Annotated in this window: 13 protein-coding genes; 4 read left to right on the top strand and 9 right to left on the bottom strand. The window is 48.4% G+C overall.

The features are described 5' to 3' along the window. Positions 1-60: 60 nt before the first annotated feature. From porN to atpD, 7 genes are all read right to left on the bottom strand, one after another. Positions 61-1,095, bottom strand: coding sequence for a type IX secretion system ring subunit PorN/GldN (gene porN, locus BLS44_RS00795; RefSeq protein ID WP_090388134.1), 1,035 nt, complete (start codon positions 1,093-1,095; stop codon positions 61-63). A gap of 42 nt (positions 1,096-1,137) precedes the next feature. Beyond that, positions 1,138-2,652 (bottom strand): type IX secretion system motor protein PorM/GldM, encoded by a 1,515-nt coding sequence (porM, locus tag BLS44_RS00790; protein WP_245729050.1) that lies wholly within the window; start codon positions 2,650-2,652, stop codon positions 1,138-1,140. A 110-nt stretch (positions 2,653-2,762) separates the two neighbouring features. Then, on the bottom strand, positions 2,763-3,398 hold the full coding sequence (locus BLS44_RS00785; RefSeq protein WP_090388132.1) for a GldL-related protein: 636 nt from the start codon (positions 3,396-3,398) through the stop codon (positions 2,763-2,765). Between the two features lie 52 nt (positions 3,399-3,450). Next, positions 3,451-4,680 (bottom strand): T9SS ring complex lipoprotein PorK/GldK, encoded by a 1,230-nt coding sequence (porK, locus tag BLS44_RS00780; protein WP_090388131.1) that lies wholly within the window; start codon positions 4,678-4,680, stop codon positions 3,451-3,453. A gap of 259 nt (positions 4,681-4,939) precedes the next feature. Next, positions 4,940-5,197 carry an ATP synthase F1 subunit epsilon gene (gene atpC / locus BLS44_RS00775; RefSeq protein WP_090388130.1) on the bottom strand — a complete coding sequence of 86 codons (258 nt, stop codon included), beginning with the start codon at positions 5,195-5,197 and terminating at the stop codon, positions 4,940-4,942. 105 nt (positions 5,198-5,302) lie between these two features. Next, positions 5,303-5,452 carry a four helix bundle protein gene (locus BLS44_RS26180; protein ID WP_143019620.1) on the bottom strand — a complete coding sequence of 50 codons (150 nt, stop codon included), beginning with the start codon at positions 5,450-5,452 and terminating at the stop codon, positions 5,303-5,305. 142 nt (positions 5,453-5,594) lie between these two features. Next, entirely contained in the window at positions 5,595-7,088 is a 1,494-nt protein-coding gene (gene atpD, locus BLS44_RS00770; RefSeq protein ID WP_090388129.1) for a F0F1 ATP synthase subunit beta, read from the bottom strand. 294 nt (positions 7,089-7,382) lie between these two features. Between atpD and BLS44_RS00765 the strand changes: the two genes are divergently transcribed. Together BLS44_RS00765 and BLS44_RS00760 are read left to right on the top strand one after the other, a co-directional pair. Beyond that, positions 7,383-9,152, top strand: a complete 1,770-nt coding sequence (locus tag BLS44_RS00765; RefSeq protein WP_090388128.1) for a L,D-transpeptidase family protein — start codon at positions 7,383-7,385, stop codon at positions 9,150-9,152. Between the two features lie 378 nt (positions 9,153-9,530). Beyond that, complete coding sequence (locus BLS44_RS00760) at positions 9,531-10,724, top strand: hypothetical protein (protein WP_090388127.1); 1,194 nt, start codon at positions 9,531-9,533, stop codon at positions 10,722-10,724. Between the two features lie 57 nt (positions 10,725-10,781). Here the strand turns inward: BLS44_RS00760 and BLS44_RS00755 are convergent, their stop codons facing one another. Then, complete coding sequence (locus tag BLS44_RS00755) at positions 10,782-11,159, bottom strand: hypothetical protein (RefSeq protein WP_090388126.1); 378 nt, start codon at positions 11,157-11,159, stop codon at positions 10,782-10,784. A 217-nt stretch (positions 11,160-11,376) separates the two neighbouring features. Here BLS44_RS00755 and BLS44_RS00750 point away from each other — a divergent pair, with 217 nt between their 5' ends. Next, positions 11,377-12,057: a metal-dependent hydrolase gene (locus BLS44_RS00750; protein ID WP_245729049.1), complete on the top strand. Its 681-nt coding sequence runs from the start codon at positions 11,377-11,379 to the stop codon at positions 12,055-12,057. A 174-nt stretch (positions 12,058-12,231) separates the two neighbouring features. After that, positions 12,232-13,734 carry a hypothetical protein gene (locus tag BLS44_RS00745; RefSeq protein ID WP_090388581.1) on the top strand — a complete coding sequence of 501 codons (1,503 nt, stop codon included), beginning with the start codon at positions 12,232-12,234 and terminating at the stop codon, positions 13,732-13,734. 36 nt (positions 13,735-13,770) lie between these two features. Here BLS44_RS00745 and BLS44_RS00740 read toward each other — a convergent pair whose 3' ends face one another. Next, on the bottom strand, positions 13,771-14,907 hold the full coding sequence (locus BLS44_RS00740; protein ID WP_090388125.1) for a glycoside hydrolase family 88/105 protein: 1,137 nt from the start codon (positions 14,905-14,907) through the stop codon (positions 13,771-13,773). Positions 14,908-14,928 lie beyond the last annotated feature (21 nt).

The raw sequence follows: 14,928 nt of genomic DNA, 5'->3' as shown, positions 1-14,928 counted from the left end.
CCGGAAGAACTCCTGCCGCTGTGCGGGAAAGCCCTGTCTTGCTCCGTTTCATAGCTTATTTTATTTACTCCACATACGACGGCTCAGGTTATTGAGCTGCTGCTGAATATCCACTGCATGAGCCTCTGTAAGCGGGTTTTCATTAAATCCGTTTTCTGCGTCCAGTGAGGACTTGATCACCTTACTGTCAAACAGCCGGTTCTCAAATACCTCCTCCCAGGTGATCCGGCCTCCCATATCCAGCGGATTTACAATACTGCTTCGCACCAGCGTTTTACGCAGGTCGGGGTAGTAAAGCCAAAACAGCGCATGCTCGCTGTTGGCAACGGTATACCCGTCGGACGTAGTGTAAGACGATAATGGCGCAATACCCAGTATCCGGATATAGGTTTTGCCGTCGCGCTTATTAAACACCCATTCCTCCTTGATCCGGAATTTGTACACAGAATCGCCTGATACCATCCGGCTCCGTACCTGGTAGCCCACGATATTACCTTCCATATCGTATTTGGCAGCGGTGTCCTTTCCTCCACCAAAAGTACTTACCACCTCGTCGTAGCTGATGGGCGTGGTGAACCGGTCGTCGATATTACTGAATGCCTGTACGCCACCGTCTTTTACCGCTTTCAGCATAATATTGATCAGCCGCGAATTGTCCTCCCCTTCGATGGCTTTATTAAAAAAATACCGGGCATTTTTTTGAGTGCGTGCATCAATAGTGCGCCATACCCGTACCCGGTACAGCGCATCGGAAGCATACAGTGCCGTATAGGGCAAGGGAGTAGCAGTGCTGTCGGACATATCATCCTCGAGTATATTATCCTTGCGGAGCGATTTTGCAGACCCGCCAAAGAGACCACCGGTCTGCGCGCCCTCCACCACCTCTATGGGAAGATTGGGCTGGAGGCTATCTGTCACCGGGGATTTATCCGGATCCGGCTGACTGGCTTTGGCGGGCATATCCGTTTTGGGTGCAGCGGTCTTTTTACCGGATGAGACGGGCGTATCATATGCGCTTCGCTGCGAAAAGCTTTGCGCTGAAACCAAAAGCAGTCCTGTTGTCAGACACGCGGCTATAAAAATGTTCAATTTCATCAGTATATATTTTACAATGGGCAAATGCCCTGATCAAAACCGTTAATATAAGTTAAAGGCTATGGGCGCCAGGGTCCGTGATCCGCCCGGGCCCGTGGCCCTGATTTCGTCAATGGTGATGGTGCTGCCGGGCTGCGCTCTTTCGATCAGCGAGCGGGCGGCATTAAAAGAGTTGCCACTAACGGCCTTATGCATAAACTCGGGATAACCGGCACCTGCAAACGTGATGGTATAGCCGGATACCGTAAATTTAACCCCCTCGAACACAAAATTCTCCAGCTCGGCCCTTACCCCTGCCTGTGCTTTAAAATCATTCACCCGCATCCGGCCGCCTTTGCTGGCTCCAACCATGGCGGTGGGCGATGGAACGGATTTAACGCGGAACTCAAAATTGCTGGTATGCTTGCCATCATTTACGGTAACCGTAGCGCTGCCGGGTGTGGTTACCCGGGCAGTATATTTCCCACGCGAACCGGAAATATTACCCTGGCTGATGGAAACCCGCAGCTGATCTGCGCTGCTGCCACTACCCCCACCCACAGAGATCGGGTTCTCCAGCCCCACATACAATACTTTCACCGCATCGGCACTAACCGTCAGCCCGGTAGGCGATGCGACTGTATAGGTAATATCCCTGGTGATCACCGAAGTGGTGCCATCCGGTTTTACAAACGAAATATTGACCTTTTTCGTATAAGTACCGGGGCCACCGGCCACCGTTTTATATTCTGCAAGTCCGTTTGCGTTCAGCGGCACAGCCGCGCCATCGATGGTTACCGTTGGACGGGCATTTTTACTAAAGGCCCCCACACCTGCCGTAATGTTGAATTCCTGACCGGGAAGGAGATATTGCGCATTGGCCGTTGCCAGCGCCTGGAACTCGTCATACACCACTTTTACAGCCCCGATCTTGTTATGACAAAATTCGATCAGCTGTGATTCGGCATTCTTAACATCATTCTGAAATTTGGAGAGGATGGTGATGGCAGCCACAGAAGGGGTGCTCCTGAAATAGGCGGCCGCCCAGGTTTTATTGTTGCTATTCTTTACTTCGGGCATAGACAGGTCTAACGGCAGCGTGTGCTGAAATTCATTGTTGATCTCCGGATCAATTGCCAGCACTGCTGTTTTGTAACCAGACAATTTTTTCAGCAGGTCCTCCCCCTGTTTCTTATCGACCATGATCCGCGTGGGCACATCCAGGTTGCTCTCCTTGTAAGCGCCTGTTTTTGCGTTGAGCCCCGATGCGGTTTTGATCTGGGTCTTTAGCGATTCGATATAGCTGACCAGCTCGTCCGAAAGCTGCCGGGCTTTTTCAGCCCTGGGCACCCATACCTGCGCCAGCTCCTGGGTTTTGGGATCATTTGCCTTTTCTTCGAGCGAAACAAAAATGGTCTTGTTTTTTTTATCGATGGTCTCGTTTGCGTTGGTCAGGCTCTTGTCGATCGTTTTAAACGCATTCAGGACCTCTGATGATACATTAAGTGCCAGCAATGCCGTAAGCACCAGGTACATCAGGTTGATCATTTTCTGTCTCGGCTCTCTTGGTAAAGCCATAATTCAATTCCTTTTCTTAAATTGATAATTTTTTCTGCCAGGGCTGCCCTCCCGTTATGAACAGGTATTGTAAAAAACGATCATTCCGGCATTGCCGGCAATGGACCGCATCATCCGTTCTTCATCTGCATGGCGGCAATCATTCCGCTATACATCTGGTTCAATTTTGCCAGGTTCTTTGAGAGATCAGCAATTTCTTTTTGCGTATTCTTTGCATCTTCTGCACTGTTTACCAGAGCATCAGAAGTTTCAGCCAACTTTCTGTAGTACGTATTCATCTGGCTGATAGAAGCACTGGCCTGTTTGATCTGCCGGGCGTATTCCTCTGTATCCACGATGCTTTCTGAAGCATGGCTGATCCGGGTGATATTGGCCTCCAGGCTTTTAAAGCCGGTGCTCAGCCGTCCCAGGTTTTCCGGAGTGATATCGGCGGCTTTCAGCATCTCGTCAACAGAGACCAGTGCACTGTCTTTAGCCATTACCTTTTTTACTGCCACAGCATCATCTGCCCCGGCGGGATTGCCCATTTCATCCACTTTCTGAGGAGGGTTGAACAGGTACATCAATCCAAAACTCAGAAACACCAGCACTTCGGTATACAACCCAATCTGAAGCCAGATATTCGGATCTCCGAACGGGGAAGTTCCTGTCAGTTTAAACAACACTCCCAGTAACACAGGAACTGCACCCAGGGAATAGAAGATCTCCAGGTACCGGTCTATCGGGCGAACTTTTTCAACAGCCATACACGCTAAATTTTATAGATAAATATTTGATGATTTAAGAATCAGGAATGGATCATTCCGGCATGTTTACCACTATACGGAACCCGAGATAGGAATGCGAAGCATCCAGGTCTTCAAATGAACGGTTCTCCGGGGTCATGAAAGTAGGCGTATCTTTCCAGCTTCCGCCCCTGATCACCTTCCTTCTTTGCGCCCTGGATTCCGATTCCGGTGTGCCCCATTGAATATCGGGGTTAAAGCGGTTCTGGAAATTCTCACCACCTTCGTAATAGGAGGTGGTAGTCCATTCAGACACGTTATCTGCCAGGTTATACAACCCGAAATCTCCTTTTTTTGCCCCCCTTACATAAACGGGAAAGATCTTTCCCTCTCCCGGAACGGCAGCCTTTGTATTGCTGGCAATGGCATCACTATCCTGTTTTGAACGGTGTTCTTCCTTTGCAGCATCTTTTGCATTCAGGCTGGCTGCATATTCCCATTCGGCTTCTGTTGGCAGGCGGGCCTTCCCTCCTCCGTTGCCCCTGTTTCTCGATTGCCGCGCCAGTATCTTATGTTTTGTCATCCAATCGCAATAGGCGCTGGCCTGTTTCCAGCTTACCCCCACAACGGGGTAATTCTGATATTTCTGGCTGCTGAAATAGTTAACCGCCATCTGTTCGTTATTGGAATACCCGAAGTCGCGCATCCAGGACAGTGTATCCGGATACACCTGAACAGTATACCGGTATACAAAATCCTTTGCATCCCGCCCCTTATTTTCCTTTTTTGCGGCTTCCTGGTAATTGAACCCTTCCAGTGCATAGATCAGTTTATCGGGATCGATCATCCGTTTCTGGCTGATGGTCTTCGACGGATCCAGCACGAGGTCGCCCAGCTGTGCAAGAATGGCCGGATCCGAATAATTGATCTTTGAGGTAGCCTTCCAGTTGATCATGGTATCATTGCCTGCCACCGTAATATATTGCCCTCCGAGCCGTTTTGCCACGATGGAGTCCCGCACCCAGTTCACAAACTCGTGGTATTGGGCATTGGTGACCTCGGTAGCCGACATATAAAAACCACTGATCAGTACCGGGCGTTGCTGGTCCTGGCTGGTGGGCGAAGTAGAGTCGCCATGATTACCCATGAAAAAAGTGCCTGCCGGTATTTCCACCACAGACATCGGCAGGGTGGCGCCAATTTCAGATTTTTTACTTACAACTTTTCTTAAACTGATACTTTTTTGAGAATACAAATGACCACACAAAAAAAATGCGATCATAAAAAGAAGAAGGTTCTTCATTGAAAAATTTAGGTTTAAAAAACTTATAATTCACAAAATGTCTGCCAGAATCCGAGCAAATTAACCCTCTTTTCGAAAAAAAGAGAACTTTTTCCTACTGATTCCTGAAGAACGGCCAATTATACCCCAATTAGGGTATCTCTGGCCTCCCGCATACCAAAAAGCAGGCACGGGTAGCAGATCCTCACGCAAAGATCCTGGTTGTCAGGCGCATAAAAAACCCCGCCAAAGCGGGGCCATAATAAAAAAATCAATACGCTTACAGTGGAAGCGCCCCTTCGATCAGCACGGTTACTTTCTCATTCAGCACCTCCACAAACCCACTCTGGATCTGAAAAAAGCTGGCTTCACCGTTTAACCGGTCCTTCAGAACCTTCAGCTTGCCTTCCTGCAGTGCGGCGATCATCGGTGCGTGTTTTTCCAGTACCTCAAAAGAACCCGAGATACCGGGCATCTGTACACCATATACATCGCCACTGTAGATCTTTTTTTCCGGAGTTAATATTTCTAATTGCATAAATTCTACTGTATTCGGTATTTAGATCCTTAGTATTTATTTGGACTTGGATAACCAGCTCATCTATTTCACTGCTTCCATTTCAAAGCCTCAACCGGTTGTAACTCAATCATCCTTCAAACCGTTGTAAAATACCAGGATCATTTTATAAATCAATAAGCCTTCTTCTATCAATGCTGCACATTCAATACTTCTGAGGTATTTCAATCGAACCGCTAATTCCAGCTGTGTTTGCGCTTCATTTACCGATCCCATTGAAAATTGCGCATTCCCATAGTTCTTAGATATTAGTGTTTAATAAACCGGCGTTCTGATTTTGAAATACAATATTAATATAGTTCTTAATATATTCCCAAAATCTTTTACCGAATACTAAATACCAATCATCTAAATACGGCTAGGAAGCTGCCAGTAATTTCTTCCCTTTCTCGATGGCATCATCAATGTTACCAACAAGGTTAAAGGCTGCTTCCGGATATTCATCCACCTCACCGTCCATGATCATGTTAAATCCGCGGATGGTTTCGTCGATGGGCACCAGTACTCCTTTCAGGCCGGTAAAGGCTTCTGCCACATGGAAGGGCTGTGAAAGGAAACGCTGTACCTTACGGGCACGGGCAACGGTCATTTTATCTTCATCACTCAGCTCATCCATACCCAGGATGGCGATGATATCCTGTAATTCTTTATAACGTTGTAAGATCCGTTTTACCTTGTTTGCACATTCGTAATGCGCATCTCCCACCACCTGCGGCATCAGGATACGGGAAGTAGAATCCAGTGGATCCACAGCCGGGTAAATACCTAAATCGGCAATCTTACGGCTTAATACGGTTGTAGCATCCAGGTGGGCAAAGGTTGTTGCCGGCGCCGGATCCGTAAGGTCATCTGCGGGTACGTAAACCGCCTGCACAGAAGTAATGGAACCGCTTTTTGTAGAGGTGATCCGCTCCTGCATCAATCCCATTTCTGTGGCCAGGGTCGGCTGGTATCCCACCGCTGAAGGCATACGACCCAGCAGCGCCGAAACCTCGGAGCCGGCCTGTGTGAAACGGAAGATATTATCAACGAAGAAAAGGATGTCCTTTCCTTTGCCTTCGCCATCTCCATCCCGGAAATATTCAGCAATGGTCAAACCGCTCAGGGCCACACGCGCACGCGCACCGGGAGGTTCGTTCATCTGTCCGAATACGAAGGTCGCTTTAGACTCTGCCAGTTCTTCCTGGTTCACCTTGCTCAGGTCCCAGCCGCCTTCTTCCATGCTGTGTTTAAATGCCTCACCGTATTTCATAATGCCGGCTTCGATCATCTCACGCATCAGGTCATTACCTTCACGGGTACGCTCTCCCACTCCTGCAAACACGGATAAACCACCGTGTCCTTTTGCGATATTGTTGATCAATTCCTGGATCAATACGGTCTTACCTACACCGGCACCTCCAAATAAACCAATTTTACCACCTTTTGCATAAGGCTCGATCAGGTCGATTACCTTGATACCGGTAAACAATACTTCTGTTGCCGTGCTCAGGTTTTCGAAAGCCGGCGGCATAGCGTGGATCGGACGGCCATTGGCCTTGGAAACCGCAGGCAGGCCATCAATGGCATCGCCGGTTACATTGAACAGACGTCCTTTAATGCCCTCACCCGTAGGCATGGTAATAGCTTTACCGGTATCGCGTACTTCGGTACCCCTAACGAGGCCCTCTGTACCGTCCATCGCAATGGTACGCACGCTGTCTTCTCCCAGATGCTGCTGCACCTCTAACACCAGGGTATCACCATTTTCTTTCGTGAGTTCCAATGCGTTATAAATTTCCGGGAGCGTGCCATCAAACTGAACGTCGATCACCGCGCCGATCACCTGTTTTACTTTACCTACGTTTGCCATATTCAATATTGAAATATAAGGTTTTATTTGAGGCTGCAAAAGTAAGGTTTATCGCTATAATAAATAACGCAGGGCTGAAGAATTATTAATAACCTGTGGAAAAAATGCATTTATCGGGACTTTGCCTGTATTTTTGCCCGTATAAATGCTTAAAACTTATTGAGAATGACGAAAAACATCACCCAGAGAAAGGAGCCGGCCAAAGGCTATAGTGCTCATAATTTCGCTGGTTCTACCAGGCAAGTATTCAATAAGTTCCGTAATTTCCTATCCAATTTTAATTGAATATATCCGATGCGTATTCAAAAACTTATGCTTCCGCTGGCACTGCTGATCGTTGCCGGCATTATTTCCTGTAAAAATGCCGAAAAAAAGGAACGGCAAAAGGTGATCCGCGTGGAAAAGCCGGTAACCAAAGTGGATATAACGATCGACACCAGCAACGCCTTTAACCAGCTGTTTATCGACAGCAGCCTCGTAAACGGCTTCCTGGCTGCCGACAGCCTGAGCGACACCCTGGTAAACCGGATCAAAAGCTTTTACAACAGCCGTAACTACCAGTATGCCTGGTTCTCTCCCGAGGGTATCCCGGAACATACCATTTCTTTCTGGAACCTGCTGAAAAATTACCTGAACTACTCAAAAGACTCATCCGTGTACAGCAAACCGCTAAGCTCCCGGATGGAGGCCCTGATCACTTCCCGCGAGTCCGTAAAAATAAAAAACGATTCCGCATTCCAGAACCTGGAACTATCGCTCACAAAATTCTTTTACCTGTATGCCGATCATGCATATGCCTACGATGCGGGCTTTGATATGAAAACCCTGGAGTGGTATATTCCCAAGAAGAAGCTGACGCTGGAAGCGATGCTCGATTCGGTGATCGCCGCCAAAGGGCAGTTTTCCGAGGCCTATGCCCCCCGTAACCCCCAGTATACGGCGCTGCGTAGCAAGCTGCAGCAATACAAGACCATCAAAGATGCCGGCGGATGGCCCCGCGTTAACAGTAAGGTGGAAGAAATGAAAACAGGCTATAAAGATGCTGCTGTGCTGGTGTTGAAGAAGCGGCTTAAAGCAGAGGGTTTCCTTGAAGGGGAAGACAGCAGTTTTACAAATATATACGACACGGCCCTTGCCGGAGCGGTAAATGCGGTAAAGGAAGTATATGGGTACAAACCAGACGGCAAGGCGGGCAAAACATTCCTGAAAGACCTGAACGTATCGATTGATGAGCGCATTCAGCAGATCCTGATCAATATGGAGCGGATGCGCTGGATCCCGATTGAAACAAGGGACTCCGGGCGGGCTATTATGGTAAATATCCCGGAATATAAGATGCACGTGTACGAAAACGGGCGCCCGGCCTGGGATATGAACGTAGTGGTAGGCAAAGAAAGCAACAATACCACCGTATTTACCGGTATGCTGAAGACCGTCGTGTTCAGCCCCTACTGGAACGTGCCTACCAGCATTGTAAAAAAAGAAATGGGCGGCCGCCCCAGCGCTGCCTATCTTGAGCGCAACCATATGGAGATCGTAAACGGGCAGGTACGCCAGAAGCCAGGCCCCTGGAACTCCCTGGGCCTGGTAAAATTCCTGTTTCCCAACAGCTATGATATTTATTTTCACGACTCCCCTGCCAAAAGCTTATTTAACCGGGACAAGCGCAGCTTTAGCCACGGATGCATCCGACTGAAAGAGCCCGCAAAATTTGCCCGGTATGTACTGGCTGATACCGCCAAATGGAACGCGCAGAAAATTGATTCGGCCATGAACAGCGGCAAGGAAAAATTTGTACGGGTAAAACGGCCCATACCGGTACTCATCACCTACTTTACCTCCTGGGTAGATGACGATGAGCGGCTGAACTTTAGGGAAGATATTTACGGACACGATGCCATTATCGCCAAAAAAATGTTCCTGAACAGCGTAGGCACTACCTGGAGCCGCCAGAAGGCCATCCGTGACAGTTTACAGCACATCAAAGACTCTGTACGGCAAAAAGAGCTGGAGCGGAAGGCGCAACGGAAACTGGATAGTTTGAAGAGGGTTGGGGAAAAGTGACGTGAATGGTGAGAAGTCAAGAATGAAGAAGTCAATGGTGAGAAGTGGGTTTGGCTAAACGTAGCATCTCAATCCCGAACTTTAAGTCATTGGTGTCCGGGGAAAATAAGGTGTATCAATAAAAAGTGCCTCTTTATCGGGCGGCCGGTTTTCCCCAGCTTTTACACCCCGCAAACGCATCTGATTGCAGCATTGCTCAGCAAGATCGAAGATCAAAGAAAGGTATTTCAATACCGCTTGTTGGCTCCAGCACAGGGGGCCTGGAAATTATTTTAAACCTGCTACCCTCGTCTACACAGGCTTTGATGGATATTTTTGATTAAACTGCTTTTTTACCGGACACCGGTAACTTTGAACCTGAAACGATAATTTTGCCGGATGAAACTGGAAGAGGTTATTACAACAGCACAGATAAAAGCATTCCTGGCGGTAAACGTGCGCATTCACCAGGGTGATCCGAATTACATACGACCACTGGATAAAGATGTTGAAGACGTTTTTGATCCTGCTAAAAATAAAGCATTCCGTTTTGGGGAAACCATCCGCTGGATATTGAAGGATGACCAGGGTGCCCTTATCGGCCGTATTGCCGCCTTTGTTAATAAAAAATATAAGACCAAGGGTGATGACGGCCCTGTGGGCGGTGTAGGTTTTTTTGACTGCATCAACGACCAGGAGGCGGCCAACCTGCTGCTGGATACCGCTAGGAAATGGCTGGAGCAGAGAGGCATGACCGCCATGGATGGCCCTATCAATTTTGGAGAACGGGATAAGTGGTGGGGGTTGCTGACAGAAGGCTTTGAGCCACCACTCTATTGCATGAATTACAACCCGTCCTATTACAAAACGCTGTTTGAGACCTATGGCTTTAAACCCTTTTTTTACCAGGCCTGCTTTGCGTTAAATGTAGGAGAACGGATCCAGGAAAAGTTTTATGAACGTCATGCAGCATTGTCCCGAGATCCCAATTATACTTCCGAAAATATCAAAAAGAACGACCTGGATAAATATGCCCGCGATTTTACCATTGTTTACAATAAAGCCTGGGCCGGGCACGGCGGGCTTAAACAAATGGAAGAAAAAGTAGCCCGCAAAATGTTTCAAAGTATGAAGGCTGTGCTGGATGAACGCATTTGCTGGCTGATCTATTATAAAAAAGAACCGATCGGTATATGGCTCAACCTCCCCGATCTGAACCAATGGTTCAAGCATCTGGATGGCAGGTTCGGACTGCTGGATAAATTAAAATTCCTGTGGTACAAACGCACCAAACCCTGTAATAAATTTGTAGGGCTGGTATTTGGTATCGTACCCGAGTTCCAGGGCAAGGGCGCGGATGCCTATATGATCATTGAAGGTTGTAAGCTGATCCAGAACCTCACTATTAAAAACGGGGAATACATCATTGGCACCCCCATTTACGACCGGTATGAAATGCAATGGATCGGGGAATTTAATCCCAAAATGATCAACGTGGCCGAATCGCTGGGCACCTATAAAAGCCGGAGGCTAACCACCTACCGCTACAATTTTGACCGGGAAAAAGAATTTAAGATGCACCCGGTGTTATAAAAGTACAGAGGCTACCTTTGCAAAGGTAGCCTCTGTTTACCGGTGCGCTGTCCGGGTTTAACGTTTACAATCGGCACCCCAATTGTTACCTTCTTTTATAAGCCCAATTTTCAGGTTCTTTGCATCGATACTTATAGAACCGGTGTACCCGTCTGGTGTTATTGAAACCTGGCTATTGGTTCCTTTGGGGATATTCACATTTGTAATGCTGGGGATCCCGTCAGAGAACTTAAAATCGTACCGGTCCCCGGTTTTAACGACCGTTACCGAACCATTAGGATTGGAAACTGTTTTATCCCCGGTGTACGTTACGCTTCCCCTATAGGTTCCCACAAAGAGGTTATTGTCTGCAGGATCGTCATCTTTACTACAAGATGCAAAAACAACTGTTGTGGCAATCAGCAGCAGGCTCAAAAATTTGAACATTGATTTCATAGAATCTGGTTTTTGTTTAGATTAAAAATTATTACTACCTGTTGTATACAGGGCAAGCACAATGCCAAATTCCCGGCGGGCACTGCTGTTTTAACATTTTCAATTTCATGCCCCACAGGTCTGTGAGCTGCCCCGGTTCTGCAGTGCAGTCCATTGCGTTGAGTTTCACCCTGTTTTGCTTCGCGGGCAGATATGGTTAGCTTTGCAAAAAAGCATTATGATGAACTTTACTTTTTATGGCCAATCCTGTTTCCTGATCGAGATCAATCATAAAAAATTCCTGTTTGACCCCTTTATCACCGGCAACGAACTGGCTAAAAATATTGACATCAATTCCATCGAAGCCGATTATATCCTCGTTAGCCATGGACATGGTGATCATACGGCAGACCTCATCCCTATTGCCCAACGGACAGGAGCGTTGGTGATCAGCAATTTTGAGATCATCACCTGGCTGCAGCAACAGGGGATCACGAATGTGCACCCTATGAATTTCGGAAGCTATACTTTTGAGTTCGGAACTCTTACCTATATGCAGGCACTGCACTCCAGCAGTTTTCCTGACGGTAGCTATGCCGGAGCCGCCGGTGGCTTTATCCTTGCATCGCCACATCACAACTTTTATTACAGCGGCGATACCAGCCTGATGCTGGATATGCAACTGGTGCCACACTATGCAAGGATCGATACCGCTATCTTACCGATCGGCGGTAACTTCACTATGAACCCGCGCGATGCAGTAAAAGCAAGCGATTTCATCCAGTGTAACAATATTATCGGTGTGCACTTTGATACCTTCGGATATATAAAGATCGACCATGCGGCAGCAGCTGATCTTTTTAAAGAGGTGGGGAAAACATTACTGATACCGGAGATCGGCCATTCTTATAACCTGTAAGCCAGCCAGCAAAAGCAGCAACAAAGTCGGTTTAAAGTTCCGGCTTTCATGTTATTGATCCGGACACCTGTTGACCATTGACCAACTTTTACCCAAGTACTCAGCTATTTTAACCGGTACCCTTATGATGTTCTTTTTTTTATGAATTTTATCCTTCACTAAAACATGTTTCATATGCAGGTGCGCGTCGCTTCTTTCTGTTTACTGGTCCTTTGTATCTCCGCCTTTTCTTTTAAGACGGTCCAGAACTGGCCGTCTTCCCTTGCGGTGCTGAACAGCAACGGTACGCTTACCTATAAGGCGGATGAAAAAGGGAATACCCTGCCGGATTTCAGCAAAGTAGGCTACCGGACCGGGAATGTGCCCATTCCTGATGTACCGGTCGCAGCCATCGTAGGCCCCGGATCCGGTGCGGAGAGCGCCATTCAACAGGCTATTGATGCCCTTTCAAAAAAGGCTATGGATAAAAATGGATTTCGCGGAGCCATCCTGTTAAGGAAAGGCACTTATTCCATAGCAAACAGTATCAGGATCAATGCGAGCGGAATTGTATTGAGGGGCGAAGGCAACCAAACCCTGCTGGTTGCGGAGGGCTCCGGAAAACGTGCGCTGATCAACGTATCCGGAACCGGTGATCCCAAAGAAGTAAAAGGAACCCGTACGTCTGTTGCAGCTGATTATGTGCCCACAGGCAGCATGGCCATCCCCGTAAAATCGGCCCGTGCTTTTAAACCGGGAGATCCTGTTATCATCCACTGGACGGCTAAGGACCAATGGATCGAAGATCTGAAAATGAACCAGATCGAAGAGCGCCCGGGCACCAAACAGTGGCAGGCTAAGGAGTATGACTTCAAATTTCAGCGTACTGTCACCCGTATTGAAGGCAATACCCTCTTTATCGACAACCCGGTAGTGATGGCGATAGAAGGCAGGTATAATACTGCAGAAGTTTACACATACGAGTTCCCGGGCAGGATCGCCAATGTTGGAATAGAAAATCTTGCCTGTGCTTCGGCATATACCTCAGATACAGCAGAAAACCATTCCTGGGATGCAGTGGCACTGAACCGGATCGAAAATGGGTGGGTCAGCAATGTAAGTGCCCGGTATTTTGCTTATTCCTGTGTAAACCTGGGGGCATTGTCCAGGAATATCTCTGTGCTCAATTGTGTATGTTCCGATCATAAATCCATCATTACCGGCGGACGCCGCTATTCTTTTAATAACAACGGGCAAATGAACCTGTTTATGAATTGTACTGCCCGGGACGGCCGCCATGATTATGTAACCGGCGCCCGGGTATGTGGTCCCAATGTTTTTTACAATTGCACCGCATCCCGTACACATGCCGATATAGGGCCGCACCACCGGTGGGCCATGGGCACCCTGTACGACAATATCATCACCGATGGGGAAATCAATATACAGGACCGGGGCAACTGGGGAAGCGGTCATGGCTGGGCCGGTGTAAACCAGGTCCTCTGGAACTGTACTGCCCAAAAAGCCACCGTGCAAAGCCCCTGGGTATCCGGCAAAAATTATTGCATCGGGCTACGGGGACAAAAAGCAAAAGGCCGGTTGGCAGCGCGGCCCGATGGTGAATGGGAGGGCCAGAATAAACCGGGTCTTGAACCGGCCTCCCTTTATTTAGCGCAGCTCAAAGCCCGCGGGCAGTGAACCTGCCAGGTCTTAAGACCTAACAGGTGCGCCGCTTTACCGCAATAAAGCTGTTGCGCACCAGAGCAGCGGTGCCTGGCCGTGCAGATCGCCGGTGATCCGTTTGCGATCCAGGTAATACTGGTGATCATTTTTCTTGTTGGTTCCTTCGCATACGCCGGAAATATCTCCGTCGGCATTGATGTACCGGATCAGCGACAACCAGGCTTTGCGGGCCGCTGGTCCGTACACCTTCTCATCCAGCCACCCTTCTTTTACGCCCGTGATAAATGCACAGGTAAACATACCGGTACAGGAGGTTTCTTTCCAGGATGCAGGATCATCGATCAACTGCCGCCACATACCATCTTCCGCCTGGTACTTCAGCAGGGTGGCCATCATTTTTTTATATCCCTGCATGATCCGGGGCCTGTTGGGGTTGTCCTTCGGAAGGGAACGCAGCAGTTCACTCATTCCAACGGCCATCCACCCGTCTCCTCTTCCCCAGAAATAAGGTACATCCGGCGCATGATAAAACAGCCCGTTGGACTGTTGCAGCGAATCCAGGTAAAAGACCATTTCATCAGCAGCCTTGTCAATATATGTGCGGTCACCGGTAGCACGATAGGCCTGCGACTGTACCGCCGTGATCATAAACATATCATCGATCCACAACCGCGTTTGCCAGGTAAGACCTTTGTTATAAAAACGGTGCGATTCCGCAGTGACCCTTTTTCCCTCCGGCGGGCCCCATTGCTTGTCGGCAAAATGCTTTCCCAGTTTCAGGTAACGAGCATCTTTTGTTTGCATATACAATTCAAACGGTACGGATCCGAACACGGTGTAATCCACATGGTCCGGTATGGGGACCAGGGTATCGCGACTGCCCAGCAGCGGCTCAAAACGGGCAACCAGTTGTTGTGTAAACTTTTTGTTGCCCGTTGCCTTTGCAAAAGTGAGCGCTCCATACCAGGTGCAGGTTTCGGGATAAGTGATTACCCTGGGCGGTCCCGGCCGGTTAAAATTGGTATGCGGTGTGGCAATAAACCGGCTGGCGATCCTGTTCCCGATCTGTTTTGGAGCGCTGCCGGCGGGCCAGTTTTTAAAGGCGGACACAGTTTTTGCAGATTGAGCGTTCGTAGTGCCGCTTATCACCAACACCAGGGCAGTAAATAATGCAAGGTTCCGTTTCATGAATATCGTTTTTTGGGGTGA

Source organism: Niabella drilacis, assembly GCF_900101395.1.
Taxonomy (GTDB): domain Bacteria; phylum Bacteroidota; class Bacteroidia; order Chitinophagales; family Chitinophagaceae; genus Niabella; species Niabella drilacis.
This window is presented reverse-complemented; position numbering and strand designations above follow the sequence as displayed.